20 protein-coding genes are annotated in these 26521 nt (G+C 74.9%); 8 read left to right on the plus strand and 12 right to left on the minus strand.

Annotated elements, in window-relative coordinates; genetic code table 11:
* Positions 1-101: 101 nt before the first annotated feature.
* Both KUM42_RS10150 and KUM42_RS10155 read right to left on the minus strand, forming a co-directional pair.
* The gene (locus tag KUM42_RS10150) at positions 102-995 is read right to left on the minus strand and encodes a carbohydrate kinase family protein (RefSeq protein WP_237491912.1); all 894 of its coding nucleotides are present in this window, start codon (positions 993-995) and stop codon (positions 102-104) included.
* Entirely contained in the window at positions 992-1831 is an 840-nt protein-coding gene (locus tag KUM42_RS10155) for a BtpA/SgcQ family protein (protein WP_237491913.1), read from the minus strand. The genes KUM42_RS10150 and KUM42_RS10155 overlap by 4 nt, the downstream gene beginning before the upstream one ends.
* Before the next feature lie 225 nt (positions 1832-2056).
* Between KUM42_RS10155 and KUM42_RS10160 the strand changes: the two genes are divergently transcribed.
* Positions 2057-3055 (plus strand): LacI family DNA-binding transcriptional regulator, encoded by a 999-nt coding sequence (locus KUM42_RS10160; RefSeq protein WP_237491916.1) that lies wholly within the window; start codon positions 2057-2059, stop codon positions 3053-3055.
* A gap of 20 nt (positions 3056-3075) precedes the next feature.
* Here KUM42_RS10160 and KUM42_RS10165 read toward each other — a convergent pair whose 3' ends face one another.
* The 4 genes from KUM42_RS10165 to KUM42_RS10180 all read right to left on the minus strand — a co-directional run bounded on the left by KUM42_RS10165 (position 3076) and on the right by KUM42_RS10180 (position 8995).
* A complete protein-coding gene (locus KUM42_RS10165; protein ID WP_237491917.1) occupies positions 3076-4164 on the minus strand; it encodes a M20 family metallopeptidase in 1089 nt (362 codons plus the stop codon).
* A 49-nt stretch (positions 4165-4213) separates the two neighbouring features.
* The gene (locus KUM42_RS10170) at positions 4214-6445 is read right to left on the minus strand and encodes an MMPL family transporter (protein ID WP_237491919.1); all 2232 of its coding nucleotides are present in this window, start codon (positions 6443-6445) and stop codon (positions 4214-4216) included.
* A gap of 13 nt (positions 6446-6458) precedes the next feature.
* The gene (locus KUM42_RS10175; RefSeq protein ID WP_237491920.1) at positions 6459-7094 is read right to left on the minus strand and encodes a TetR/AcrR family transcriptional regulator; all 636 of its coding nucleotides are present in this window, start codon (positions 7092-7094) and stop codon (positions 6459-6461) included.
* 170 nt (positions 7095-7264) lie between these two features.
* Positions 7265-8995, minus strand: coding sequence for a glycerol-3-phosphate dehydrogenase/oxidase (locus tag KUM42_RS10180; RefSeq protein ID WP_237491922.1), 1731 nt, complete (start codon positions 8993-8995; stop codon positions 7265-7267).
* A 156-nt stretch (positions 8996-9151) separates the two neighbouring features.
* Between KUM42_RS10180 and KUM42_RS10185 the strand changes: the two genes are divergently transcribed.
* The 5 genes from KUM42_RS10185 (at position 9152) to KUM42_RS20275 (ending at position 15124) form a co-directional block, all read left to right on the plus strand.
* Positions 9152-9880 (plus strand): IclR family transcriptional regulator, encoded by a 729-nt coding sequence (locus tag KUM42_RS10185; protein WP_237491924.1) that lies wholly within the window; start codon positions 9152-9154, stop codon positions 9878-9880.
* Positions 9873-11375 (plus strand): glycerol kinase GlpK, encoded by a 1503-nt coding sequence (gene glpK, locus KUM42_RS10190; protein WP_237491926.1) that lies wholly within the window; start codon positions 9873-9875, stop codon positions 11373-11375. Before KUM42_RS10185 ends, glpK (KUM42_RS10190) begins: the two co-directional genes overlap by 8 nt.
* Positions 11376-11526: 151 nt before the next feature.
* Positions 11527-12267, plus strand: a complete 741-nt coding sequence (locus KUM42_RS10195; protein WP_237491928.1) for an MIP/aquaporin family protein — start codon at positions 11527-11529, stop codon at positions 12265-12267.
* 65 nt (positions 12268-12332) lie between these two features.
* Positions 12333-13850 (plus strand): glycerol kinase GlpK, encoded by a 1518-nt coding sequence (gene glpK / locus KUM42_RS10200; RefSeq protein ID WP_237491930.1) that lies wholly within the window; start codon positions 12333-12335, stop codon positions 13848-13850.
* A 248-nt stretch (positions 13851-14098) separates the two neighbouring features.
* Positions 14099-15124: a methyl-accepting chemotaxis protein gene (locus tag KUM42_RS20275; RefSeq protein WP_304610694.1), complete on the plus strand. Its 1026-nt coding sequence runs from the start codon at positions 14099-14101 to the stop codon at positions 15122-15124.
* A gap of 4 nt (positions 15125-15128) precedes the next feature.
* On the opposite strand, the gene KUM42_RS10210 is transcribed toward KUM42_RS20275, so the two are convergent.
* Together KUM42_RS10210 and pgm are read right to left on the minus strand one after the other, a co-directional pair.
* Positions 15129-15782, minus strand: a complete 654-nt coding sequence (locus KUM42_RS10210; RefSeq protein WP_237491931.1) for a hypothetical protein — start codon at positions 15780-15782, stop codon at positions 15129-15131.
* 43 nt (positions 15783-15825) lie between these two features.
* Positions 15826-17460 (minus strand): phosphoglucomutase (alpha-D-glucose-1,6-bisphosphate-dependent), encoded by a 1635-nt coding sequence (pgm, locus tag KUM42_RS10215; RefSeq protein ID WP_237491933.1) that lies wholly within the window; start codon positions 17458-17460, stop codon positions 15826-15828.
* Between the two features lie 98 nt (positions 17461-17558).
* Here pgm and KUM42_RS10220 point away from each other — a divergent pair, with 98 nt between their 5' ends.
* Entirely contained in the window at positions 17559-20840 is a 3282-nt protein-coding gene (locus KUM42_RS10220) for a DEAD/DEAH box helicase (protein ID WP_237491935.1), read from the plus strand.
* On the opposite strand, the gene KUM42_RS10225 is transcribed toward KUM42_RS10220, so the two are convergent.
* From KUM42_RS10225 to KUM42_RS10240, 4 genes are all read right to left on the minus strand, one after another.
* Positions 20833-21186 (minus strand): hypothetical protein, encoded by a 354-nt coding sequence (locus KUM42_RS10225; protein ID WP_237491937.1) that lies wholly within the window; start codon positions 21184-21186, stop codon positions 20833-20835. The genes KUM42_RS10220 and KUM42_RS10225 overlap by 8 nt on opposite strands.
* Positions 21187-21308: 122 nt before the next feature.
* A complete protein-coding gene (locus tag KUM42_RS10230) occupies positions 21309-21806 on the minus strand; it encodes a DUF4190 domain-containing protein (protein WP_237491939.1) in 498 nt (165 codons plus the stop codon).
* 146 nt (positions 21807-21952) lie between these two features.
* The gene (bluB, locus tag KUM42_RS10235; protein ID WP_237491941.1) at positions 21953-23668 is read right to left on the minus strand and encodes a 5,6-dimethylbenzimidazole synthase; all 1716 of its coding nucleotides are present in this window, start codon (positions 23666-23668) and stop codon (positions 21953-21955) included.
* The gene (locus KUM42_RS10240) at positions 23665-24507 is read right to left on the minus strand and encodes an alpha/beta fold hydrolase (RefSeq protein WP_237491943.1); all 843 of its coding nucleotides are present in this window, start codon (positions 24505-24507) and stop codon (positions 23665-23667) included. Before KUM42_RS10240 ends, bluB begins: the two co-directional genes overlap by 4 nt.
* Before the next feature lie 103 nt (positions 24508-24610).
* Here KUM42_RS10240 and KUM42_RS10245 point away from each other — a divergent pair, with 103 nt between their 5' ends.
* On the plus strand, positions 24611-26506 hold the full coding sequence (locus tag KUM42_RS10245; protein WP_237491945.1) for a helicase: 1896 nt from the start codon (positions 24611-24613) through the stop codon (positions 26504-26506).
* Positions 26507-26521: the final 15 nt, after the last annotated feature.

Genomic DNA, 26521 nt, shown 5'->3' on the forward strand with positions numbered 1-26521 from the left:
GCCGGGTCGGTGCGGATCGCGGTGCGGGGGAGCGGTGGTGCGGCGGGACGGGTGGAGCGGCGGGACGGGTGCTGCGGCGGGACGGGTGGAGCGGCGGGAGGTCAGGCGGGCGGCGCGGGGACCGAGGGGCCACCCAGCGCGGCGTCGACGAGCGCGGGCGCGGGGGCGCCGCGGGCGCCCGGCACGGTGCAGGACAGGCTGGCGGCGATCCCGGCGCGGGTGGCCGCAGCCACGGGACCCGCCCCGCCGGCCACCCCGGCCAGGTAGGTGCCCGCGAAGCAGTCGCCGGCACCGGTGTCGTCGACGACGTCCACGGCCAGCGCGCTGCCCTGCGAGAACGACCCGTCGGCACCGTGCAGCGTCCAGCCGCGGGCTCCGTCGGTGACGACCAGCACGGTCCCGGCCGCGCGCGCCAGCTCCGCCCACCCGGTGGCCGGGACGCCCAGCTGCCCGGTGAGCCGGCCCCGTCCGACGACGACGTGGTCGGCCAGCCGGACGGCCTCCAGCGCGGTCGCCGGGTCGTCGCAGCCGTCCAGGTCGACGGCGAGCGGGACACCGGGGCGCACGGCGGCGCCGAGCTCCGCGGCGCGGTAGCCGTCGAGGTAGAGCAGCCCGCCGCCGGCAGCGGCCAGCCGGTCGGCGACCGAGGAGACGTGAGCGCCACCCAGCGCGTCGTCCTCGCTGACCACCGACCGCCGGCCGGCGCCGTCGACCAGCACGATCGCGGTCGAGAGGAAGCCACCGCGGTCGGTCCAGCCGGTGTCCACCCCCTCGGTGGCGAGCTGCGCCAGGAACCGGTCGGACAGCGGGTCGTCGCCGACCACGCCGGCGAAGGCGACCGCCGCACCGGCCCGTGCGGCCGCGACGGCGGCGTTGGCCGCCATGCCGCCGGGCAGGTGCTCGACCGCGGTGGCGTGCACGCGCTCGTCGGGCTGCGGGAAGCGGGGCACCCGGCCGACCACGTCCAGGTTGGCGTACCCGCAGAAGACGATCACTTCCCGGCGGCCCGGGCCACGGCGCGCACCTTCTCCGCGTCCGCGCGGCCCCACCAGCGGCCGTTCTCCTTGGCCGAGGACGCCACGATCGCGCCGTCGCACTCCGCCAGCAGCGCGGCCACGTTGCCCGGGTCGATGCCGCTGCCGATGATCACCGGCAGCTGCGTGTGGTCCCGGATCCCCACGACCTCCTCGACCGAGGTGGCGTGACCGGTGCGCGAGCCGGTGGCGATGAGCACGTCGGCGTCGAAGAACTCCGCGTCCTCGGTCTGCTCGGCGAGCGTCCGGTCGGCGACGATGGCGTGGGCACCGTGCTTGACGTGGACGTCGGCGAAGACCTTCACCGGGTCGGCTCCGATCTCGTGCCGGTACCGCGTCGTGCGGGCGGCCTGACCCTCGATGAACCCCTCGTTGGCCACGTAGGCGTTGGCCCACTGGTTGACCCGGACCCACCCGGCACCGGCGGCCCAGGCGGCGGCGACCGAGCAGGTGCCCGCGTTGGACAGCACGCTCACGCCGACCCGGGAGCCCAGCTCGGCGACCACCGCCGCGGTGATCACGCCCATCGAGGCCGCGACCTCGTAGCCGTGCTCGCCGGGCTTGAGGAAGGGCAGGTCCCAGTGGTTCTCCACGATCACCGAGTCGAAGCCGTTGCCCACGTAGGTGGCCGACTCCTCCACCGCGAAGCGGCAGATCTCGGCCACGGACTGCCCGCGGTAGGACGGGCTCCCGGGCAGCGCGGGCAGGTGCACGGCGCCGATGAGCGTCTTCTCCGTGGCGAAGAGCTCGGCCATGGCGGAGGGCTTGCGGGGGTACACACCCAGCGGAGCTGACACGTCCACACCCGTTCATGTAATCGATTGCAAGACCTGTCGAACGCTAGCGGGCCAGCCCCGGTGTCCGTCAAGAGGCAATCGTTTACATTCGTGTTTCCGGTGGTCAGCGCCTCGACATCCCGCGGACATCCGTCCGGTGGAGGCTCGCGCCCGCGCCCGGCCCACCCGGACCAGACAGGATGGGGACGTGTCCCGCCGGGACCGACGACGGGGAGGACGGTGAGCGTGGCGAGGGTGACCATCCGGGACGTCGCCGAGCGGGCGCAGGTCTCCACGGCCACCGTCTCGCGGGCGCTGTCCGGCGCCAAGCCGGTGTCGCCGGCGGTCGCCGAGCAGGTCCGCCGCGCCGCCGACGAGCTGGGCTACGCCGGCAACGGCATCGCCAGCGCGCTACGGCGCAGCCGGACCGACACGGTCGGCATGGTGGTCCCCAGCATCACCAACCCGTTCTTCACCGGACTGGTCGAGCACGTCGAGCACGCACTCCAGGAGGCAGGCCGCCAGCTCTTCCTCTGCTCGTCCCGGTCCGACCCCGGGCTGGAGGCCCAGCGGCTGCGCAGCCTGGTGGCCCGGCAGGTGGACGGGATCATCATCAGCCCCGCCCACGGCAGCCTCAGCACCCCCGCCGTCCACCGGGCCGCGCAGGAGCTGCCCCTGGTGCAGGTCGACCGGTACGTCACCGGCGTCGACAGCGACTGGGTGGGGGTGGACGACGACGCGGCGCTGGGCCTGGTCGCGGAGCACCTGTCCGCCCGCGGGGTCCGGTCGGCCGCCTTCGTCAGCTCACGGCTCACCAACTCCTCGACGGAGCTCCGGGTCGCCGGCTTCCGCCGGCACGCCGACCGGCTGGGCATCGCCGTGACCGGGGTGCACCTCGGGGAGTACTCGATCGCCTGGGGCCGGCAGGCCGCCGAGCAGCTGCTCCGCGAGGGCCCGCGACCGGACGCGGTGGTCTGCGCCGACGACCTCATCGCCTTCGGCGTCCTGCAGGCGTGCACCGCTGCCGGCGTCCGGGTGCCCGGGGACGTGCTCGTCACCGGCTTCGACGACGTCCCCTTCGCCGCGCTGTCCAACCCCCCGCTGACCACCGTGCACCAGCCGCAGCGTGAGATCGCCGCCGAGGCGGTGCGCCTGCTGTCGCGTGTGCTGGGCGACGAGCACGCCGCGCCGTCCCGGACGGCGCTGACCCCCTCGCTCACCGTGCGGGAGAGCACCGGGCGCTGAGCCGGCCCAGGACGCGCACCTCAGGCGGGCCAGCGGCGGAGCACCTCGGTGAAGGCGGCGGCGGCCTGCTGCAGCTCCGCGACCTCGACGTGCTCGTCGACCGCGTGCATCGCCGACGGCGTCCCGGGCCCCCAGACGACGACCGGGGCCCGGCCGACCACCGGCTGCAGGACCGACGCGTCGGTGAAGTAGGTGGCCGGGGCGGACTCGACCGGGACGGGGAGCCCGGCGACCCACGGGTCGCCGGCGGGCGTGCGCACCGAGGGCAGGTCCACGAGGACGTCGACCCCCGCGACCTCCGGCTGCGCCCGCCACCAGGCGAGCAGGGCCGCGCCGTCCCCGACGGTCCGGTGGTCGACCACCACCTCCGCGGAGTCGGGCACCACGTTCGGGACCGTGCCGCTGCGCATCACCCCGGGGTTCCACGTCTCCCGGCCGAGGAAGGGCTCCTCGGCCAGCGGGAGCACGCCGCCGGCCCGGCCCAGGACGGCGACGAGGTCCAGCAGCGCGTTGTGCCCCCGCTCCGGCGTGCTGCCGTGCGCCGCGCGGCCCTGGGCACGGACCGCCAGCCACAGGGCGCCGCGGTGGCCGAGCACCACCCGGTTGCCGGTCGCCTCGGGCACCACGACCGCGCCGACCTCGAGCTCGGACACGGCGGCAGCGGCGGCGGCGGCCCCGCGCGAGCCGATCTCCTCGTCGCTGGTGAGCAGCAGCGCCACCGGCGTCCCGGCCGGGGCGGTGGCCAGCGCGGCGACCGCGGCGACCAGCCCGGCCTTCATGTCCGAGCCCCCACGCCCCCAGACCCGGCCGCCGTCCAGGTCGGCCCCGAAGGGGTCCCGCTGCCACGAGCCGGGGTCCGCGGCCGGCACGGTGTCGACGTGGCAGGCCAGCAGCAGCCGCGGCCGCCCCGGGTCCGTGGGTGAGGTGAGCAGGGTCCACGGCTGGTCCCGGTCGGTCCCGTCCCGGCGGTGCAGGTGGGGGGAGGCGGCGGTGAGCACGTCGGTGACGATGCCGAGCACCTCCCGCTGCGGGCCGGCGTCCCCGGAGACGGTGGGCCGGCGCACCAGCTCGCGCACGAGGTCGACGACGTCGGTGGTGGGGGCGCTCATGGCCCGAGCATGGCCTGCCCGCCGGTTCCACGTGGAACCGGCGGGCTCGTCAGCCCCGCCCGGCGAGCGCCGGCTCGCGGGCGGCGTCGAGCTTCGCGCCCTCGACGTCCAGGTCGGGCAGGGCGCGGTCCAGCCAGCGCGGCAGCCACCAGGCCGACCGCCCCAGCAGCGCCAGCACGGCGGGCACCAGGGTCATCCGGACGACGAACGCGTCGACCAGCACACCGACGGCGAGGCCGAAGGCGATCGCCTTCACCGTCACGTCGTCGATGTGCACGAAGCTGGCGAAGACCGAGAACATGATCAGCGCGGCGGCGACGACGACCCGCGAGGCGTGCCGCATGCCGGCCACGACCGACTCCTGCGGACCCCCACCGTGCACGAACTCCTCGCGCATCCGGGAGACCAGGAAGACCTCGTAGTCCATGGCCAGGCCGAAGAGCACGGCCATCAGCAGGATCGGCATGAAGCTGATCACCGGGCCGGTCGCCGGCACGCCGAACACGTCCATCAGCCAGCCCCACTGGAACACCGCGACGACGGCACCGAACGAGGCGCCCACCGACAGCAGGAAGCCCAGCGCCGCCTTGACCGGCACGAGCACCGAGCGGAACACCAGCAGCAGCAGGACCAGCGCCAGCCCGACGACGACCAGCGTGAACGGCAGCAGCGCCCGCGTGAGCCGGGTGGAGACGTCGATGGCGACCGCCGTCTGGCCGGTGACCGCCACCTGCGCACCGGTGCTGGCCTCCAGCTCGCGGCCGGTGTCCCGCAGCGCGGTGACCAGGTCGGTGGTGGCCTCCTCCTGCGGGCCGCTCTCCGGGACCACCTGCACGATGGCGTCGGTGCCGGTGGGGAGGAGCCGGGGCGCGGCGTAGACGACGTCGGCCAGTCCGCCGGTGAACTGCCCGGGCGTCCCGGTGGGGGTGCCGCCGATGGTCGCCGCCGCCTCGTTCGCGGTCTGCTCGGCGGTGGCGGGGTCGAGGTCGCTGAGGAAGACCAGGATCGGCCCGTTGGCGCCGGGGCCGAAGTACCGGCTGACCGCGTCGTAGGCCTGCCGCTCGGTGGACTCGGCCGGCGCGGTGCCGGCGTCGGGCAGGGACAACCGCAGCTGCAGCGCCGGGACCGCCATGACCAGCAGACCGACCACGCAGACCGCCGCGGTGAGCGCCGGGCGCCGGGTGACCAGGGCGGCCCAGCGGGCACCGCCGGTGCGGGCCGGCGCCCCGGCGTGCTCGGCCAGTGCCTGCTCGCGGCGGGCGGCCCGCGACCCGGGCGCCGGGGTGAGCCGGGCGCCGGCGAAGCCCAGCAAGGCGGGCAGCAGGGTGAGCGCGACCAGGACGGCGACCAGCACGGTGCCGGCGGCGCCCAGGCCCATGACGGTGAGAAAGGGGATGCCCACGACGGCCAGCCCGGAGAGCGCGATGATCACCGTGAGCCCGGCGAAGACGACGGCCGAGCCGGCGGTGCCGGTGGCCCGGGCGGCCGACTCCTCGGGCGCCATGCCGGCGGCCAGCTGGGAGCGGTGCCGGGACAGGATGAACAGCGTGTAGTCGATGCCCACGGCCAGGCCGATCATCAGGGCCAGGGTCGGGGCGGTCGAGGACAGCGTGATGACGCCGGACAGCGCGACGAGCCCGATCAGACCGATGGCCACGCCGACCAGCGCGGTCAGCAGGTTCATGCCCGCCGCGAGCAGCGACCCGAAGGTCAGCACGAGCACCAGGACGGCGACGACCACGCCGACGAGCTCGGTGGGGCCGACGGTGACCGCCCCGGTGTTGAACGCGTTGCCGCCCACCTCGACCTGCATGCCGGCGTCCGTGGCCGCCGTCGACGCCTGCTGGAGCTGCTCGAGGGCGTCACCGGAGAGCCGGTCGGCGCTCACGCCGTACTGCACCGAGGCCAGCGCCGCCCGGCCGTCGGGGCTGACCGCCATCGCGGCGAAGGGGTCCTGCACGGCGGCGACGTCGGGCACCTGCCCGGCCGCGGCGACGACCTGGCCGATGGCCGCGGCGAACTGCGGGTCGGCCACGGTGGCGCCCTCGGGGGCGATGAAGACCAGGTCCGCGCCGGCACCGGCGGCAGCGGGGGACGCCTGCGCGAGCCGGTCGAGCGCGGCCTGGGACTCCGAGCCGGGGATGGTGAACTCGTCGTCGAACTCCCCGCCGATGGTCAGGAGCGCGGCGACGACCGCGCCGAGCACCACCACCCACGCCGCGGAGAAGAGCACGCGGTGGCGGAAGGCGGCACGTCCCAGCCGGTACAGCAGGGTGGACATCGGTTCTCCTGGATCAGCCGGGTCGGGAGGTGGGGGGAGTGGTGGTGACGGCGCCGCGGACGAGCATGAGCAGCGCGTCGCGTCGCAGCCCGTCGGCCTCGGCCGGGTCGGTGAGGGACAGCACGGTCATGCCGGCGTGCAGGGCGAAGACCGCCCGCATCAGCTCCTCGGCCGGCACCCGCAGGTGCAGGCCGGCCTCGGCGAGGGCGGGGGTGATCAGCTCCACCAGGCTGGCCTGCAGCTGCCGCCGGTACCGACGGAGCACCTCGGCGGCCTCGGGGTGCCGGGCGGCGTGCAGCACGTACTCGGTGGTGACCAGCGTCCAGACCCGGCCGACCCGGAACAGGGCCAGGCTGCGGTCGACGGCGGAGGTGACCGGGTCGGCCTCGTCGCCCAGACCGGTGAGCATGTCGGTCGCCCGGGCCAGGTCGCGCTCGACCTCGCGGTGCATGAGCGCGGCGAACAGCTCGTCCTTGCTGGAGAAGCTGGAGTAGAAGGCGCCCCGGGTGAACCCGCCGCGGCGGCAGACGTCCTCGACGCTGGCCGCGGCGAACCCCCGCTCGGCGAACGTCTCCAGCGCGGCGTCCAGCAGCCGTTCCACGGTGGCCGCACGGCGCCGTCCGGGGCGCTCGGCCCCCGGGTCGGTCACGATGCAGGACTGTATTGGATGCAGCGGTGCATCGAGTCCGCGGGACCCCGGACCCCCACCGCGCCGCGGTCCCGGACGAGGAGAGGCCGCCCACCCGCACCGGTGTCGGTGCGGGTGGGCGGCCTCTGCTCAGCTCACCCCGTGCCGGGCCCCGCCACGGGGGTCCTGCGTCAGGCCAGGGCGCGGCCGACGGCGACGGCGCGGGTGTCGGGGGCGGCGAGCCGGACGGCGTCGGCCGCCAGGTCGTCGGCGGCCTCCTGCGACCGCCGCTCGGCCTCGACCCGGGCCCGGTAGCTGTCGACCTCGCTGGCGATGCGCTCGGCGTCCCAGCCGAGCACCCCGGCCACGGCGCGGGCCACCGGCTCGGCCGACTCCACACCGCGGTGCGGGGTCTCGATGGAGATCCGGGTGCGCCGGGCGAGCAGGTCGTCCAGGTGCAGGGCGCCCTCGTTCGCGGCGGCGTAGACCATCTCGACCATCAGGTACTCCTCGGCACCCGGCACCGGCTGCAGGAGCGCCTTGTCGGCGTCGGCCAGGGCCAGCACCTCCGGCGTGAGCGACCCGAACCGGTTGAGCAGGTGCTCGGCGGCGAAGTGCGGGATGCCCCAGCGCTCGCTGAGCGTGTCGAGGGAGTTGACCATCGCCTTGTAGCCCTCGGCACCGACCAGCGGGATGTCCTCGGTGACGCTCGGCGGCACCCGCCGGGTGACGTCCTCGGCCACGGCGTCCACCGCGTCGGCGGCCATCGGCCGGTAGGTCGTGTACTTGCCGCCGGCCACGGCGATCACGCCGGGCATCGGCCGGGCGACGGCGTGCTCGCGGGAGAGCTGGCTGGTCGACTCCTCCTCACCCGACAGCAGCGGGCGCAGGCCGGCGTAGACGCCGGTGATGTCGGCGTGCGAGATCGGCACCGAGAGCACCTCGTTGACGTGCTCGAGGATGTAGTCGATGTCGGCCTTCGACGCCGCCGGGTGCGCCTTGTCCAGCGACCAGTCGGTGTCGGTGGTGCCGATGATCCAGTGGCTGCCCCACGGGATCACGAACAGCACGGACTTCTCGGTGCGCAGGATCAGCCCGGCCTCGCCGTTGATCCGGTCGCGCGGGACGACGATGTGCACGCCCTTGCTGGCCCGCACGTGGAACCGGCCGCGGCCGCCGACCAGGGTCTGCAGGTCGTCGGTCCAGACGCCGGTGGCGTTGACGACGACCTCGCTGCGGACGTCGACCTCCTGGCCGGTCTCCACGTCGCGCACCCGGGCACCGACGACGCGGCCGCCGGCGTGGGTGAAGGAGACGACCTCGGCGGAGTTCAGCACGGTCGCGCCGTAGGCGGCCGCGGTGCGGGCCACGGTCAGGGTGTGCCGGGCGTCGTCGGCCTGGGCGTCGTAGTAGCGCACCGCGCCGACGAACGCGTGCTCCTTGAGCGCGGGGAACATCCGGCGGGCGCCGGTGCGGGTCAGGTGCTTCTGCCCGGGCATGGGCTCCGACAGCGCACCGAAGCGGGCCAGGCCGTCGTACAGCGCCAGGCCGGCGGTGACGTAGGGCCGCTCCCAGCCGCGGTGGGTCAGCGGGTAGAGGAAGGGCACCGGCTTGACCAGGTGCGGGGCGATCCGGTTCACCGACAGGTCGCGCTCGTGCAGCGCCTCGCGGACCAGGCCGAAGTCGAACTGCTCCAGGTAGCGCAGGCCACCGTGGAAGAGCTTGGACGACCGCGACGACGTGCCGCTGGCGAAGTCGCGGGCCTCCACCATCGCCGTCCGCAGACCGCGGGTGGCGGCGTCCAGCGCGACACCCGCGCCGGTCACCCCGCCGCCGACGACGAGGACCTCGAACTCGCCTCGGGCCAGCTCGGCCCAGGCCTCGGCGCGCTGCTGCGGGCCGAGCGGGGGGACTGCGGTCATCTGGGATGCTCCTCATGGCGGACCCGGGACACGTCGGTGTGGCCTCTTGCACTCCACGGTAGGTCGGTGTCCGGGCCCGCGCCGAGGCCTCCCGTCCGACGATGTCGCACAGTCCGGGTGACTCCACGGGGCCGCGGGATGGCCTACGGTCGCGCCGTGCCCGGGAGCGTGCAGTCCATCGAGCGGGCCGCGGCGATCCTGCACGTGGTGGCCGGCTCCGGCGGCACGCTGGGGGTCACCGACATCGCCGAGGCCGTGGGGCTGGCGAAGACCACCGCGCACAGCCTGCTGCGCACCCTGCTGCTGGTCGGCTTCGTGGAGCAGGACCCGGGCACCGGCCGGTACTCCCTGGGCTCGGCGCTGCTCCGGCTGGGCTCCTCCCTCGACGCCAACGAGCTGCGCGCCCGGGCGTCGAACTGGGCCGACGCGCTGGCCGCGCGCAGCGGGCACGCCGTCCGGCTGGCCACCCTGGCCGACGACCAGGTGGTCGTCGTCCACCACGTCTTCCGCCCCGACGACTCCGCCCAGCTGCTGGAGGTGGGCACCGCGCTGCCGCCCAGCAGCGCGCTGGGCAAGGTGCTGCTGGCGCACAGCCACCCGCACACCGGCTCCCGGACGTCGTCCCGGCCCCCGGCCGCCGTCGCGGAGCTGGCCGAGGTGCGTGCCCGCGGCTGGGCCGCCGGCCGGCTCGAGCACCAGCCCGGCACCGGCGGCATCGCCGCACCGGTGCGCGGGGCCGGTGGGCTGGTGGTGGCCGCACTCGGCATCAGCGGGGCGCACAGCGCGCTGTTCGACGCCCGCGGCGTCCCGCGGCCCCTGGTGCTGGCGATGGTCACCGACGCCGCCCACGCCGTCTCCCGCGAGCTCGGCTCCCCCGGTGCCTGAGCGGTACGTGCTCGCCGTCGACCAGGGGACGACGTCGACGCGGTCATTGGTCTTCGACCGGGGCGGGCGGATGGTGGCGGTGCGCCAGCGGGAGCACCGCCAGTACTTCCCGCGCCCGGGCTGGGTCGAGCACGACCCGATGGAGATCTGGGCGAACACGCAGCGCACCGCCGCCCAGGTGCTGGCCGACGTGCCGGGGACCGGCGAGGTGATGGCCCTGGGCATCGCCAACCAGCGTGAGACCACCGTCGTCTGGGACCGGGACACCGGCCGGCCGGTGACCCGCGCCCTGGTCTGGCAGGACACCCGCACCGACGAGCTGGTCACCGCCCTCGCCGCGCGCCCGGACGCCGGGCTGGTGGCCGAGCGCAGCGGCATGGCGATCGCCGGCTACTTCTCCGGGCCCCGGCTGCGCTGGATCCTCGACCACGTGCCGCGCGCCCGCGAGCGGGCCGAGGCCGGGCAGCTGCTGTTCGGCACGATGGAGACCTGGCTGATCTGGAACCTCACCGGCGGCACCGACGGCGGCGTGCACGTCACCGACGTGACCAACGCCAGCCGCACGCTGCTGATGGACGTGCGCACCTGCCGCTGGGACCCCGACCTGCTGGCCTTCTTCGACGTCCCGGCCGCGATGCTGCCGGAGATCCGGCCCTCGGTCGGCCTGCTGGGGACGGCGACCGCGCTGTCGCCGGCGCTGCCCATCACCGGCGCACTCGGCGACCAGCAGGCCGCGCTGTTCGGGCAGACCTGCTTCGCCCCGGGCGAGGCCAAGTGCACCTACGGGACGGGGAGCTTCCTGCTCCAGAACACCGGCACCGAGCTGGTGCGCACCCGCTCGGGGTCGATCAGCACGGTGGCCTACCAGCTGGCCGGCGAGCCGGTGCACTACGCGCTGGAGGGGTCGGTCGCGGTGGCCGGCGCCCTGGTGCAGTGGCTGCGTGACGGGCTGGGGCTCATCGCCTCGGCCGCGGAGGTCGAGACGCTGGCGCGCACCGTCACCGACAACGGCGGCTGCTACGTCGTCCCGGCGTTCTCCGGGCTGCTGGCCCCGCACTGGCGCGGCGAGGCCCGCGGGCTGGTCGCCGGGCTGACCTCCTACGTCACCAAGGGCCACCTGGCGCGGGCCGTGCTGGAGGCGACCGGCTGGCAGACCCGGGACGTCGTCCGGGCGATGGCCGCGGACTCCGGCCTGTCCCTGCCGGCGCTGCGGGTCGACGGCGGGATGACCACCAACAACCTGCTGATGCAGTTCGTCGCCGACGCCCTCGACACCCCGGTGGTGCGGCCGATGGTGGGGGAGACGGTCTCGCTGGGCGCCGCCTACGCCGCAGGGCTGGCCGTGGGGCTGTGGTCGGACGTCGAGGCGCTGCGCCGCAACTGGCACCGAGCCGCCCAGTGGTCGCCGGCGCCGGCCCGGGTGGCCGCCGTGACCGCCGAGTACCCGCGGTGGGAGCGGGCGGTGCAGCTCAGCATCGCCTGGGGCGCCCCCTGAGCCTCGTCCGACGATGTCGCACCGGGCGTGTTGTCCGGGTCACATGATCACTCCTACGGTCCGCAGCACGACCTGGTGACGGCCATCACCGTGCCAGGTCGGACATCCACGGTCCGCAGTGCAGCGGACCCGTTGTGAGGAGCGCCTACGCGTGGACACCGTCAGTCTGCTGACCGTCTTCGGCAGTGAAGTCACCGGAACCGCCATCCTGATCCTGCTGGGCGTGGGCGTGGTCGCCAACGTCCTGCTGGCGAAGTCCGGCGCCCTGGGTGGCGGGTACATCGTCATCATCTTCGGCTGGGGGCTCGCCGTCTTCGCCGGCGTCTACGCCGCCGCCTCGTCCGGAGCCCACCTGAACCCCGCGGTCACCGTCGGGCTGTGGGCGAGCGGGACGTCGGACTACGCCCCGGGCGTGCCGATCACCATCGGCTCGACCCTGACCTACTTCGCCGGTGAGCTGGTCGGCGCCATGCTGGGCGCGGTGCTCGCCTGGCTGGCCTTCCGCAAGCACTACGAGGCCGAGACCGACCCCGGCACCATCCTCGGCACCTTCTCCACCGGCCCGGCGATCAAGAGCACCCCGGACAACATCATCACCGAGGTCATCGGCACCTTCGTGCTGGTCTACGTCATCCTGCGGTTCGGGGACAGCCCCGCCCAGCTCGGTGCACTCCCGGTGGCGCTGCTGGTCGTCGGCATCGGCGCCAGCCTCGGCGGGCCGACCGGCTACGCCATCAACCCGGTCCGCGACCTCGGCCCGCGCATCGTGCACTCGCTGCTGCCCATCAAGAACAAGAGCGGCAGCAACTGGGCCTACTCCTGGGTGCCGGTCGTCGGCCCGCTCATCGGTGGCGCGCTCGCCGGCCTGTTCGCCCAGTTCGTCCACATCTGACCTCCCCCACCCCACCAGGGGGCGGGGGTGGCCACTCCCGCCCTCCTCAGCAAGGAGGAACCGCCATGCCGCAGTACGTAGCAGCCATCGACCAGGGCACCACCAGCACCCGGTGCATGCTCTTCGACCACGACGGGGCCGTCGTCTCCGTCGGGCAGAAGGAGCACGAGCAGATCTTCCCGCGGGCCGGGTGGGTCGAGCACGACGCCAAGGAGATCTGGGCCAACACCCGCGAGGTCGTCGGCCAGGCCCTCGCCCGCGGCAACGCGAGCAACTCCGACATCGTCGCCGTCGGCATCACCAACCAGCGCGAGACCGCCGTCGTCTGGGACCGCACCACCGGCGAGCCGGTCTACAACGCCATCGTCTGGCAGGACACCCGCACCGCGGGCATCGTCGAGCAGCTCGGCGCCCTGGGCGGCGGCGCCGACCGGTACAAGGACAAGGTCGGCCTCCCGCTGGCCACCTACTTCGCCGGCCCCAAGGTCCGCTGGATCCTGGACAACGTCGAGGGCACCCGGGAGCGCGCCGAGCGCGGCGACCTCCTGATGGGCACCATCGACTCCTGGCTGATCTGGAACATGACCGGCGGCGTCGACGGCGGCAAGCACCTCACCGACGTCTCCAACGCCTCCCGCACGATGCTGATGGACTACCGCACGCTGGCCTGGGACCCCGAGATCGCCACCGAGATGGGCATCCCGATGTCCATGCTCCCGGAGATCCGGTCCAACTCCGAGGAGTACGGGGTCGGCCGCAAGTCCGGCTTCCTCGCCGGGGTGCCTATCGCCGGCTCGCTCGGTGACCAGCAGGCGGCCACGTTCGGGCAGGTCTGCTTCACCAAGGGCATGGCCAAGAACACCTACGGCACCGGCAACTTCATGCTGCTCAACACCGGCGAGGAGGCCGTCCCGAGCAAGAACGGGCTGCTCACGACCCTGTGCTACCAGCTCGGCGACGCCAAGCCGGTGTACGCGCTGGAGGGGTCGATCGCGGTCACCGGCTCGCTGGTGCAGTGGGTGCGCGACAACCTGAAGATGATCTCCAGCGCACCGGAGATCGAGACCCTGGCCCGCGAGGTCGAGGACAACGGCGGCTCCTACTTCGTGCCGGCGTTCTCCGGGCTCTTCGCGCCGCACTGGCGCTCCGACGCCCGCGGCGCCGTCGTCGGCCTCACCCGCTTCGTCAACCGCGGCCACCTGGCCCGCGCCGTCCTGGAGGCCACGGCCTACCAGACCCGCGAGGTGCTCGACGCGATGAACGCCGACTCCGGGGTCGACCTGACCGAGCTGCGGGTGGACGGCGGGATGGTCGGCAACGAGCTGCTCATGCAGTTCCAGGCCGACATCCTCGACGTCCCGGTGATCCGGCCGAAGATCGCCGAGACCACGGCGCTGGGTGCCGCCTACGCCGCCGGCCTGGCCGTCGGCTTCTGGTCCGACCTGGACGAGCTGACCGCCAAGTGGGCCGAGGACAAGCGCTGGGAGCCCGCGATGCCCACCGAGGAGCGCGAGCGGCTGTACCGCAACTGGCAGAAGGCGGTCACCAAGTCCCTGGACTGGGTCGACGCCGACGTCAGCTGAGCGAGGACCCCGCCACAGGGCCGCGCTGATCGCACGCCGTCCGCCCGCTCTGCACGTGCTGCGGCACGTGCAGAGCGGGCGGACGGCGTGCAGTGCAGGCTCGGACGATCGCGCCGGGCCGCTGACGTGCGGAGTTGTTCACCGCAACGTCACGAGGTCCGGCTGCAGACCCGGTTGCGCACTGCCGATCCGGAGGGTGCGGGCACGCGTCCGACCCCGGACGCGCCCAGGGCACGAGGGGTCGTGAGGTGCCGGAGAGAGTCGTCGCGCTGGCCGGGAAGGTGCAGGCGCAGTCGTCGTCCCGGCTCCAGGAGCTGGACACCATCGCCCGGCTGACCCGGATGCTGGCGCTCAACGCCCTCGTCGAGGCCGCCCGGGCCGGTGAGGCCGGCCGCGGGTTCGCCGTCGTGGCCGAGGAGGTCAAGCAGATCGCCGAGCGGGCGGCGGCCATCAGCACCGGGCTGACCGAGGAGCTGGGCCCCACGGTCGCCGAGCTGCAGCAGCTGGGCGCCGAGCTGGTGTCCCAGGTGCGCGGGCAGCGGCTGGCCGACCTGGCGCTCACCGCGATCGAGCTGGTCGACCGCAACCTGTACGAGCGCACCTGCGACGTCCGCTGGTGGGCCACCGACGCCGCCGTCGTCGACGCCGCCACCGCGGCCGCCCCGGCCGGCCCCGAGGCGCGGACGGCGTCCCGGCGGCTGGCGGTCATCCTGCGCAACTACACCGTCTACCTGGACCTGTGGATCACCGACCGGTCCGGGCGGGTGCTGGCCAACGCCGCGCCCGACCGCTGGCCCGGCGTCGTCGGCAGCGACGTGAGCGGGGAGCGCTGGTTCACCGACGCGATGGCCACCGCCGACGGCGACGCCTACGCGGTCGAGGACGTCACCGCCTCGGCGGCGCTCGGCTCGACGGTGGCCACCTACGCCACCGCCGTCCGCCGCGGCGGGGAGACGGACGGCGAGGTGGTCGGTGCGCTGGGCGTCTTCTTCGACTGGGCGCCGCAGACCGCGGCCATCCTGGCCGGGCTCCGGCTGGACGACGACGAGCGGGCCCGCACGCGCGCCCTGCTCCTGGACGCCGACGGGCTGGTGCTCGCCGCCTCCGACGGTGCCGGGGTGCTCAGCGAGCGGGTCGAGCTGCGCACCGGGGGAGCGGCGTCCGGCCACCACCCGGACGGCGCCCGGACGGTCGGCTTCGCCCGCACCCCGGGGTACGAGACCTACGCCGGCCTGGGCTGGTACGGCGCGCTGGTGCAGTCGCCGGCCGGTTGACCCATCAGCTCTTGGCGGACGCCCACTCGCGCACGACGCCCCGTGAGCTCATCGAGGCCGTGACGATCGGCAGCACCGAGGCGAACACGGTGAAGAACAGCAGGCCGATCGCGCCGTCGCCGTCGAGGGTGAGTGCGCCACCGAGCAGGGCCAGCACGAGCACCGCGACCGCGGCCAGCGACGACCACAGCACCCAGTCGGCCCGGCGCCGGCCGAGCAGCCAGATGCCGCTGGCGAGCAGGACGCCGCCCACCGGCAGGCCGAGCGCCAGCACCCAGGTGGGCAGGTCGCCGTCCCCGGTCAGCGCCGCGATGAGCATGAGGAGCCCGCCGAGCGCGGTCAGGCTGCCGGTGACGATGGCGAGCACGGCCGAGGCCGTGGCCAGCCCGGGGCGCCCCGGGCCGTACGGCCCGACGCCGGGCTGCTGCCAGCCGGGCGCCTGACCGGCCGGGCCCCAGGACGGCGCGTACGGCTGCTGCCCGTACGGCTGGCCGTAGGGGGCCTGTCCGTAGGGCTGCTGCGGGTACGGCTGCTGGCCGTACGGCTGCTGCGGGTACTGGGGCTGCGGGTACGGCTGCTGGCCGTACGGCTGCCCGGGCGGCTGAGCGCCCTGCGACTGCTGCCCGTCGTCCGGTCGGCCCTGCTCCCATGCGGTCACGGCCGGGAGTCTGCCAACGCCCGGCCGTGCCGCACAGTGCGACTCACCCCTTCAGGGCGGCGCTGACCACCTCGCGGGCCTCGACCTGCACCTGGGCCAGGTGGTCGGGGCCCTTGAAGGACTCGGCGTAGACCTTGTAGACGTCCTCGGTGCCGGACGGGCGGGCGGCGAACCAGGCGTTCTCGGTGACGACCTTGAGCCCGCCGATGGCGGCGTCGTTGCCCGGGGCGCGGGTGAGCTTGGCGGTGATCGGCTCACCGGCCAGCTCGGTGGCGGTGACGGCGTCGGGGGAGAGCTTGCCGAGCGCCGCCTTCTGCTCGCGGGTGGCCGCTGCGTCGATGCGCGCGTAGGCCGACTCGCCGAACCGTTCCGTCAGTGACGAGTGGAGCTGGGAGGGCGAGCTGCCGGTGACCGCCTGGATCTCCGAGGCCAGCAGGGCGAGCAGGATGCCGTCCTTGTCCGTCGTCCACACGCCGCCGTCCCGGCGGAGGAACGAGGCACCGGCGGACTCCTCGCCGCCGAAGCCGACCGACCCGTCGAGCAGACCGGGCACGAACCACTTGAAGCCGACCGGCACCTCGACGAGCTTCCGGCCCATGTCGGCGACGACCCGGTCGATCAGTGAGGACGAGACGAGCGTCTTGCCGACCGCCGTGCCGGCGCCCCACTCGGGGCGGTGGGCGAAGAGGTAGGAGATCGCGACGGCGAGGAAGTGGTTGGGGTTCATCAGCCCGCCGTCGGGGGTGACGATGCCGTGCCGGTCGGCGTCGGCGTCGTTGCCGGTGGCGATCTGGTAGTCGTCCTTGGCACTGATCAGCGAGGCCATGGCGGCCGGCGACGAGCAGTCCATCCGGATCTTGCCGTCCCAGTCCAGCGTCATGAAGCGCCAGGTCGGATCGACCAGCGGGTTGACGACGGTGAGGTCCAGGCCGTGCCGCTCGGCGATGGCACCCCAGTAGTCGACGCTGGCGCCACCGAGCGGGTCGGCGCCGATGCGCACGCCGGCGCTCTTGACCGCGGCCAGGTCGAGCACGTTGGGCAGGTCGTCGACGTAGGTGCCCATGAAGTCGTAGGACTGCGCGGCGGCGCGGGCCCGGGCGAACGGGATCCGCTTCACCCCGCCGAGCCCGGCGACCAGCAGCTCGTTGGCCCGGCGGGCGATCCACCCCGTCGCGTCGGTGTCGGCCGGGCCACCGGAGGGCGGGTTGTACTTGAAGCCGCCGTCGCGGGGCGGGTTGTGCGAGGGGGTGACGACGATGCCGTCGGCCAGCCCGGTGGTCTTCCCGCGGTTGGCGGTGAGGATGGCGTGGCTGACCGCCGGGGTGGGGGTGTACCGGTCGGCGGAGTCGACCAGCACGGTGACGTCGTTGGCGGCCAGCACCTCCAGCGCGCTCACCCAGGCGGGCTCGCTCAGCCCGTGGGTGTCGCGGCCGACGAACAGCGGGCCGTCGTACCCCTGCTGGGCGCGGTACTCGCAGATCGCCTGGGTGGTGGCCAGGATGTGCGCCTCGTTGAACGCGCCGTCCAGGGAGGACCCGCGGTGCCCGGAGGTGCCGAAGACGACCTGCTGGGCGACGTCGGCCGGATCGGGCTCCACCGAGTAGTACGACGTCACCAGGTGGGGGACGTCGACCAGGTCGGAGGGCTGGGCGGGCTGGCCGGCGCGGTCGGAGCTCATGGGTGCGATCCTCTCGCCGGGGGACCGTTCTGCGCGACCCGGGTCACTCTCCCTGGCGACCGGGCCGATCTGTCAGCGCGGCGCCGTAGCCTGGCCGGGTGCTCGGGGACTGGCGGGAGATGGTCACCGACGCAGCACTCTCGGACGCGGTCGGGCCGGAGGTGCTCGAGCGTGCCCGGCGGTACGTCGCCCGCGCGGTGCTCGACGTCCGGGTCGCCGAGGACGCCCGCCGGGTCAGCGGCCTGGTGCAGGGCGGCGCCGAGGCGCCGTACCGGACGACGGTCGTGCGCACCGACGGCAGCCGGGTCGGCTGGGCGGGTGCGTGCACCTGCCCGGTGGGCGACGACTGCAAGCACGCGGTGGCCGTGCTGCTCTACCTGCGCCCCCAGGTGCAGCGCGCGCCCGGCGGCCCGCTGTCCCGCGCCGGCCGCAGCTGGGAGGCCGAGCTCGAGGAGCTGGTGACCGCGGCGGCCGAGCGCGCGCCGCGCACCTCGGTGCCACTGGGCCTGCAGTTCGAGCTGGTCGAGCAGGAGCCCGGGCGTGGGCGGGCCTCGGTCGGCGCCCCGGGCACCCGGCAGCGGCTGGTGCGGCTGCGGCCGGTCACCCCCGGTCAGCGGGGGCAGTGGGTGCGCAGCGGGGTGTCGTGGAAGCAGCTGCAGTACGACAGCGTGCAGGCCGGCTGGGACCGCGCGCAGCTCGCGGCGCTGCGGGCCCTGCACGCCACCCACCAGGCCGCGCGCGGGCAGTACTACTCCTACGCCCCGGTCGACGTGTACCTGCACGAGTTCGGCCCGGGCCTGTGGCGGCTGCTGGCCGAGGCGGTGTCCGACGGCGTCACCCTGATGACCGCCGACCGCCCGCCGCGCCCGGTCGTGCTCGCCGCCGCCGACGCCGACGTCGCCGTCGACCTGCGCCAGGGGGAGGGCCACACCGAGCTGTCCGCGCTGCTGCGCGTCGACGGGCGCCCGGTCGACCCGGCGGCGCTGTCCTTCCTCGGCGTCCCGCCGCACGGGGTGACCGTCGACGGGCCGCGCCGCGACCAGGCCGCCGAGGGCGCCCCGGGTCTGGTGCTGGCCCGGCTGGACTCCCCGGTGCCGCCGGCGATGGCGGGGCTGGTCGCCCGGGGCGGTGCCATCAGCATCCCGGCCGCCGACGTGGACCGGTTCCTGCGCGACTGGTACCCGGGCCTGGCCCAAACGGTGCCGGTGGTCTCCGTCGACGGCTCGGTCGACCTGCCCGACGTCGTCCCGCCCCGGCTGTCCGCGGAGGTCCGCTACCCCGGCGACGGCACGGTCTGCCTCACGTGGGCGGTGCAGTACGGGCCCGACCGCGCGCACCCGCCGGGCCACCCGTCGACCCCGGGCGACGGCCGCGACCCGGCCGCCGAGCAGGCACTGGTCGAGGCGCTGCCCGGCCCGGTCGGCGGGCTGCCGGAGCTGTGGACGACCGAGCGCGAGCTGGCCGCCTCGGTCGAGCTGGCCGGGGTCGAGGCGCTCGAGTTCACCACCGAGGTGCTGCCCGCGCTGCGTGCCGACCCGGACGTCGACGTCAGCGTGGTGGGCACACCGCCGGACTACCGGCAGAACACCTCCGCGCCGCAGATCAGCTTCACCGCACGCGACACCCGGGAGTCCGACTGGTTCGACCTGGGCGTCAGCGTGACCGTCGACGGCCAGAGCGTGCCGTTCGAGACGCTCTACAAGGCGCTCGCCGCCGGCCGCACCCGGCTGGTGCTGATCAGCGGCACGCACTTCTCTCTGATGCGGCCGGAGTTCGAGCAGCTGCGCCTGCTGATCGAGGAGGCCAAGGAGCTGCGGGACGTCCCGGGGGAGGGCGTGCAGGTCAGCCGCTACGCCGCCAGCGTCTGGGAGCAGCTGCTGGGGCTGGGCGTGGTCGAGGCGCAGAGCGAGCGCTGGCACCGCGAGGTCCGCGGGCTGATCGACGCCGAGCACGCCACGCCTCCGCCGGTGCCCGCCGGGCTGGCCGCGGAGCTGCGGCCCTACCAGCACGAGGGCTACGGCTGGCTGTCCTTCCTCTGGGACCACCAGCTGGGCGGGGTCCTGGCCGACGACATGGGGCTGGGCAAGACGCTGCAGACGCTGGCGCTGCTGGTGCGCGCGCACGAGGCCGGTGAGCTCGACGACGCCCCGGTGCTGGTGGTGGCCCCGACCAGCGTGATGTCGACCTGGTCGCGCGAGGCGGCCCGGTTCGCCCCCGGCCTGCGGGTGGTGACGGTCGCCGAGACCGAGCGCCGGGCCAGCGCCCCCCTGCGCCGGCAGGTGGCCGGCGCCCACGTGGTCATCACCTCCTACGCGCTGTTCCGGATCGACGCCGACGCCTGGACCCACCTGCCGTGGCGGGCGCTGGTGCTCGACGAGGCGCAGTTCGTGAAGAACCACCAGTCGCGCACCTACCAGTGCGCGCGGCAGCTGTCGGCGCCGGTGAAGTTCGCGCTCACCGGCACGCCGCTGGAGAACAGCGTGATGGACCTGTGGGCACTGACCTCGATCGTGGCGCCCGGCCTGTTCCCCGACCCGTCGCGGTTCACCGAGTACTACCGGGTGCCGATCGAGCGGGACGGCGACGCGGACAAGCTGGCGCAGCTGCGCCGGCGGATCCGGCCGCTGGTGCGCCGGCGCACGAAGGAGATGGTCGCCGCCGACCTGCCGCCCAAGCAGGAGCAGGTGCTGGAGGTGGTGCTCAACCCCGAGCACGAGAAGCTCTACCAGACCCACCTGCAGCGGGAGCGGAGCAAGGTCCTCGGCCTGGTCGAGGACATGTCGAAGAACCGGATGACGATCTTCCGGTCGCTGACCCTGCTGCGGCAGCTGAGCCTGGACCCGGCGCTGATCGACCCGGCCTACGCCGACGTGCGGTCCAGCAAGGCCGACGCCTTCCTCGACCACGTGCGCGAGGTGGTCGCCGAGGGCCACCGGGTGCTGGTGTTCAGCCAGTTCACCCGGTTCCTGCGCAGCGTCCGCGACCGGCTGGGCGACGAGGGCATCGACTGGGTGTACCTCGACGGCACCACCCGCGACCGGGACGCCGCCGTGCAGGACTTCCGCACCGGCACCGCGCCGGTCTTCCTGATCAGCCTCAAGGCCGGCGGCTTCGGGCTCACGCTCACCGAGGCCGACTACGTGTTCGTGCTCGACCCGTGGTGGAACCCGGCGGCCGAGGCGCAGGCCGTCGACCGGGCGCACCGGATCGGCCAGGACAAGACGGTGATCGTCTACCGGCTGGTGGCGGTGGGCACCATCGAGGAGAAGGTCATGGAGCTCAAGGCCCGCAAGCAGGCGCTGTTCTCCCAGGTCGTGGACGACGGCGCGCTGGCCTCCGGTGCGCTGACCGCCGACGACGTGCGCGGCCTCTTCAGCTGACCGGGGGCAGGCCCGCCCACCGGCGGAGGGCCCCGGCCTGCGCGTCGGCGACGGAGAACCGAGGGGCGGTGGACACCAGCCGGATCGGCTCCTCCTGGGCCGTGGTCAGTTCCAGGCCGTAGCCACCGGTGTGGACCGCTTGCACGCCGAGGAGCTCCGCCCGGCCGATCGAACGGCTGCGGACCCCACGCCGGACCAGCAGGGCGTCGGCGGTGACGGCAGCGAGGTGTGGCCTCGGGTCGAACCACCACTGTCCTGCCCAGCAGAGCGCCAGCGACCCGTACAGGAACCCCTGGACGTGATCGTCGGCGAGCAGGCTCCCGACTGCGAGCGCCAGCCACAGCACCGCGAAGACGGCCTTCCAGACCGGACGGCGATGCCGGCCGAGACCGGCCAGCAGCTCCTCGTCGCCGGCAGCCGCCTGGTCCCTCGTCGCGTCGGCGGCCCGGACGGGGTACGGCTCGCCCGTCAGCTGGACCCCACCCCGACGGCGACGCCGAACACGAGGAAGACGACCAGGAAGCCGACCCCGACCCAGCCGAGCACGATGCCCGCGGTCGCCATGCCGCCGCCGCTCTCACCGCGCTCCCGGATCTGCCGCTTGGCCACGTAGCCGAAGACGAGGGCCAGGATGCTGCCGATCCAGTAGATCCAGAGGATGCCGAGCACCATCGAGGCGATGGCCATCCCGTTGGTGCGCGGCGGCGGGTAGCCGTACCCGTACGGCGGCGGGGCGTAGGGCGGGTGGTCGTAGGGCGGCTGCCCGTACGGCGGCTGGCCGTAGGGCTGGGGTGGCTGGCCGTACGGCTGCTGCCCGTAGGGCTGAGGCGGCTGGCCGTAGGGCTGGGGCTGCTGGCCGTACTGCGGCGCCTGCCCGTACGGCTGCGGGCCCTGGCCGTACCCGGGCTGGTCGAAGGGCTCCGTGGGGTGCCGCTTCGAGAAGTCGTGGTCGTCCTGCTCGCTCATCTGCTCGTCCCCCGCGTCCGGGTGCCGCCCGGCGGGCCGGATCACCGTGGGTCCGGACTGTAGGAGGCAGACGGGCCACCCACCACCCGCGACGCACCAGCGGGTGACCGACGCGCCCGCCCGGTCGGCGGGTGCAGCCGATCGGGTCAGCGGTCGACGCGGGCGGCGGTCCGGCGGACGGCGAGGCCCTGCAGCAGCAGGCTGGCGGCCAGTGCGGCCCCGACGCCCTCGCCGGCCCGCAGCCGCAGGTCCAGCAGGGGCTCGCAGCCCAGTGCCTGCAGCACCAGCTCGTGCCCGCGCTCCCGGCTGCGCTGCCCGGCGACCAGGCACGCCTGGACGGCGGTTTCGAGCTGGACGGCGGCCAGCGCGGCCAGCGACGCGGCGAACCCGTCGACGACGACCACCGCCCGCGCCTCCGCCGCCCCGAGGGCGACCCCGGCCAGCACCGCCAGCTCCGGGCCGCCGAGCTCGGCCAGCGCGGTGAGCGGGTCCTCGATGCGGCCGGCCCGGGCGAGGGCGGCGGTGACGACGGCCGCCTTGCGGGCCAGCATCGCCGAGTCCGCGCCCGAGCCGAGCCCGACCACGGTGGCTGGTTCCACGTGCAACAACGCACAGGCGAGCGCGGCCGCCACCGTCGTGTTGGCAACACCGACCTCGCCGAGCGCGACCAGCCCGCTCGCCCCCGCCTCCCGGCCGAGCGCCCGGCCGGCCGCGACCAGGGCGGCGGTGTCGTCGGCGGTCATCGCCGGTGCGTCGACGAGGTCGCCGCGCGGGCCGGCCGGACGCGCGTCGACCGCACCCGGCACCGGTCCACCGGCCACGCCGGCGTCGACCACGACGGACCGCAGCCCTGCGCCGCGGGCGGCGGTGACACCGACCGCCGTCCCGGCGACGGCGGCCAGCGTGACGTCCCGGGTGACCCGGACGTCGAAGGCGGAGACCCCGCGGGCGGCGACCGGGTGGTCGGCGGCGGCCAGCACCAGGACACCGCCGGCGACCTCGCCCCGGCCGAGGGCGACGGCCCGGTCGACGGCGGCGTCGAGCACGCCGAGCGAGCCGGGCGGGGTGAGCAGCCGGTCACCGCCGTCCCGGGCGGCGACGACGTCGGGCTGGTCGGGGCCGCGCAGCGCGGACGGCGGGGGAGCGGCACCGGCCCAGCGGTCGGTCATGACGACGTCGGCCAGCGGCAGCCGCTGCGACCAGCCGGCCCGCTCCAGCCCGGGTGCCGGCGGGCGCTCGTCGGGCCAGCCCAGGCACAGCCAGCCGAGGGTCTCCACGCCGTCCGGCAGGCCCAGCAGCGCGGCCAGGTCGGCGGGGCGGAAGAGCGTCACCCAGCCCGTGCCCAGGCCCTCGGCGCGGGCGGCCAGCCACAGGTTCTGGATGGCGGCGGCGCAGCTCCACAGGTCGGCGTCGGGGTAGGTGGCCCGGCCGAGCACCCCGGCGGCCGGCGTGCGGCGGTCGCAGCAGACGACGACCCCGAGCGGGGCGTCGCGGACGCCCTCCAGCTTCAGGTCCAGCAGCCGGCGGGCGGCGTCCGGCTCGAGCTGGGCGGCCTGGCGCAGCCGCTCGGCGTCGGTGAGGACGGCGGCCCGGTCGCGCACCCCGGGGTCGGTGACGACGACGAAGCGCCACGGCTGGCTGTGCCCGACGCTGGGCGCGGCGTGCGCGGCGGTCAGCACCCGCTCCAGCACGTCGGCCGGCACCGGGTCGGGGCGGTAGCGGCGGACGTCGCGGCGGGCGGCGACCACCCGGTGGAAGGACTCCCGCTCCGCCTCCGGGAACGCCCAGCCGGTCGGGTCGGCCGCCCGCTCCGAGGCCGCCGTGGGGTCACCGATCAGCGGCACCGGCCTGGGGAACGTCACGTCTCGACCTGCGCGAGGAACCGCCGGAGCGTCTCGACGAACACCCCGGGTTGCTCGGAGTGCACCCAGTGCCCGGCGTTCTTCACCCGCACCAGCCGCACGAGCGGGAACAGCTCGGCCATCCGCGGGCGGTCGGTGTCCAGCACGTAGTGGGAGTTCGCACCGGCGATCCACAGCACCGGACCGTCGAAGTGCGCGCCGGCCGGCGGCTCGGGGAAGCCGCGCAGCGTCCCGAGGTCGCGGCCGAGCGTGTCCAGGTTGAGCCGCCAGCGCCAGCCGTTCCCGGCGCCCACGCCGTCCCGGACGAGGGACTGCAGCAGGAACGACCGCACCATCGTGCTCGGGACGGCGGGCCGGAGTGCTGCGTCGGCGTCCTCACGGGTGGCCAGCGAGCCGAGGTCGATCGCCTTCATGGCGGTGATGAAGGCCGCGAAGGGGGAGGCCTCCTCGTCGGGGTCCTCGGTGCGCCCACCGGTCTCGGGGTACTCGGCCGGGGCCATGTCGACGACGACGAGGGCACGCAGCAGGGCGGGGGAGCGCAGCGCCAGCAGCATCGCGACCTTGCCGCCCATCGAGTGGCCGACCAGCGTGACCGGCTCGTCGAAGGTGGCGAGCTCGGCGGCCACCAGGTCGGCCATGTCCAGGTAGTCGACCCGGTCGGTCCACGGCGAGTGCCCGTGGTTGGGCAGGTCGAGCAGGGTGACGCGCCTGCCCTCGTCGGCCAGCTGCCGGGCGATCGTCGTCCAGTTCCGGCCCTGGCCGAACAGGCCGTGCACGAAGACCACCCGCGGGCCGGTGTCGCCGAGGGTGCGCGCGGCGAGCCGGACGGGGTCGGTCATGCCCCCATCCCATCAGACGCCACCGACCCGATGTCGGTGCCGCGGATCGTCGGTGGCCCCGCCTACCGTCGCAGCGACCGGCCGATCGACCCCAGGAGATCCCGTGCCCGGACGCCGACGGCGCTCCACCAGCTCGTCCCGCACCACCAGCGCACGCGCAGCCACACCGGTGAAGAAGGCCGTCCCGGCGAAGAAGGCCACACCCGCGAAGAAGGCCGCACCGGCGAAGAAGGCCGCACCGGCGAAGGCGACCGCAGCGAAGAAGGCGACCGCCGCCGAGAAGGCCGCTCCCGCCAGGAAGGTGACCGCGGCCAGGGCACCTCGGAAGGCCGCACCCCGGACGGCGGTCGCGAAGCCCGGGCTGCCGACCGCGCCGGCCGGGCAGCGGGTGTGGGCGCTGGCCGTGCCGTTCCGCGCCCCGGCGCCCGGCGCGACCTGGCACGCCGGCCTGTCCACGCACGTGTACGTCGGGGCCGCGCTGCCCCCGGCGCTGGCGCCCTACGACCCGGCCCCGTACAGCTTCGAGCGGTTCGTCGAGGACGAGCTGAACGCCGACCCGCGGCCGGTACCGCCCGGTCGGCCGATGACCCCGCGGGCCGAGCAGACCACCGGGGCCGCGGTCATCGCCGCGCACGCCGCCGCCGGTGGGCGGATGTTCCTCCTCGGCGACGACCCCGGCGTCGGCAAGACGGGCACCGCCGTCCTGGCCGTGCAGCAGATCGCCGCCCAGCGCCCGGTCCGCACGGTGCTGGTGGTCGCCGACCGGCCGGCGGCGATCACCGTGCCGCACTGGGCGCGGTCGATCGCGGCCTTCGGCGACGCCGGGCTGCGCTGGTGCGTCACCACCTGGGACCGGCTGGGCAAGGTCAACGGGGCGCTCAAGGCGACGGGGAGCCGGTTCGACGTGGTCATCGCCGACGAGGCGCACATGGTCCGGCACACGACGACGCAGCGCTGGAAGCACTGGAAGGCCGTCTCCGGCGCCGGCCGGGTCAAGGACGCGCCCTACGTCCTGCTGGCCACGGCCACCCCGGCGCACTCACCGCTGGAGCTGCCCTACCTGGCCCCGCACTTCGCCGCCGTCCACGGTGAGCCGCTGAAGGAGTGGTCGGACCTGCCCACCCGGCTGGCCGCGCACGGGTTCCACGTGGAACGTGCGCGCTACGGGTGGAGCTGGACCGAGGACGCCGACGAGCGCCGCGCCGACCTGACCCGGCTGCGCAGCTGGCTGACCGACACCGACCCGCCGGCCACGCTGTACCGCCCGGCGCCCTGGGGCCCGGTGTCGGTGACCGGCACACCGGTCGAGCTCACCGCGGCCGAGCGCGCGCAGTACGAGGCGGAGTGGTCGGAGTTCCGGGCCGAGATGCAGCTGGCCCGCCGTGCGCGGCAGAGCGCCCGCGGCCGGGCGGCGCTGATGCGGTTCCGGCAGAAGGCCGGGCTGATCCGGGCCGCGGCCACCGTCGACTGGGTGAAGGCCCAGGTCGAGGCCGACCGGCAGGTCGCCGTCTCGGTCGAGTTCGTCGAGACCGCCGCCGACCCGATCCGCGAGGCACTGCTGGACGGCGGGATCGCGGTCGCCGGCATCTACGGCCGGGACCGCTTCGACGTCGAGGCCGAACGGCTGCGCTTCCAGACCGGGGAGGCACCGGTGTGCGTGTTCACCGTGACCGCCTCGATCAGCCTGCACGCCGGGGAGCAGCTGCCCGGCGGGCTGACCGCCTCGACCACGCCGCGGGTCGGGCTGTTCCACCAGCCGCGGTTCTCCGGCATCGCCGCCCGCCAGGTCACCGGCCGCACCCACCGCGACCACCAGGTCTCCCCGTGGCGGGTGGCGTTCGCCGCCGACACCGTGGAGGAGGACGTCGCCCGGGTGATGGTCGAGCGGCTGGCGGTCACCGGCTCCACCGCCGGTGGCGACACCGCCGGGCTGCAGGAGATCGCCGAGCTGCTGGAGGCCGACTGGCTCCCCGCGGCGTCCCTGACCGGCAGCGACTGACCCGTCGCGGCCGGC

It is taken from the genome of Modestobacter sp. L9-4 (assembly GCF_019112525.1).
GTDB lineage: Bacteria > Actinomycetota > Actinomycetes > Mycobacteriales > Geodermatophilaceae > Modestobacter.

Excerpts from the sequence above, each read along its gene's own strand:
- KUM42_RS10165 (WP_237491917.1), bottom strand. The coding sequence starts at position 4,164 with ATGAGCGCCCCCACCACCGACGTCGTCGACCTCGTGCGCGAGCTGGTG.
- KUM42_RS10170 (WP_237491919.1), bottom strand. The coding sequence starts at position 6,445 with ATGTCCACCCTGCTGTACCGGCTGGGACGTGCCGCCTTCCGCCACCGC.
- KUM42_RS10240 (WP_237491943.1), bottom strand. The coding sequence starts at position 24,507 with ATGACCGACCCCGTCCGGCTCGCCGCGCGCACCCTCGGCGACACCGGC.
- pgm (WP_237491933.1), bottom strand. The coding sequence starts at position 17,460 with ATGAGCTCCGACCGCGCCGGCCAGCCCGCCCAGCCCTCCGACCTGGTC.
- KUM42_RS10180 (WP_237491922.1), bottom strand. The coding sequence starts at position 8,995 with ATGACCGCAGTCCCCCCGCTCGGCCCGCAGCAGCGCGCCGAGGCCTGG.
- glpK (WP_237491930.1), top strand. The coding sequence starts at position 12,333 with ATGCCGCAGTACGTAGCAGCCATCGACCAGGGCACCACCAGCACCCGG.
- KUM42_RS10230 (WP_237491939.1), bottom strand. The coding sequence starts at position 21,806 with ATGAGCGAGCAGGACGACCACGACTTCTCGAAGCGGCACCCCACGGAG.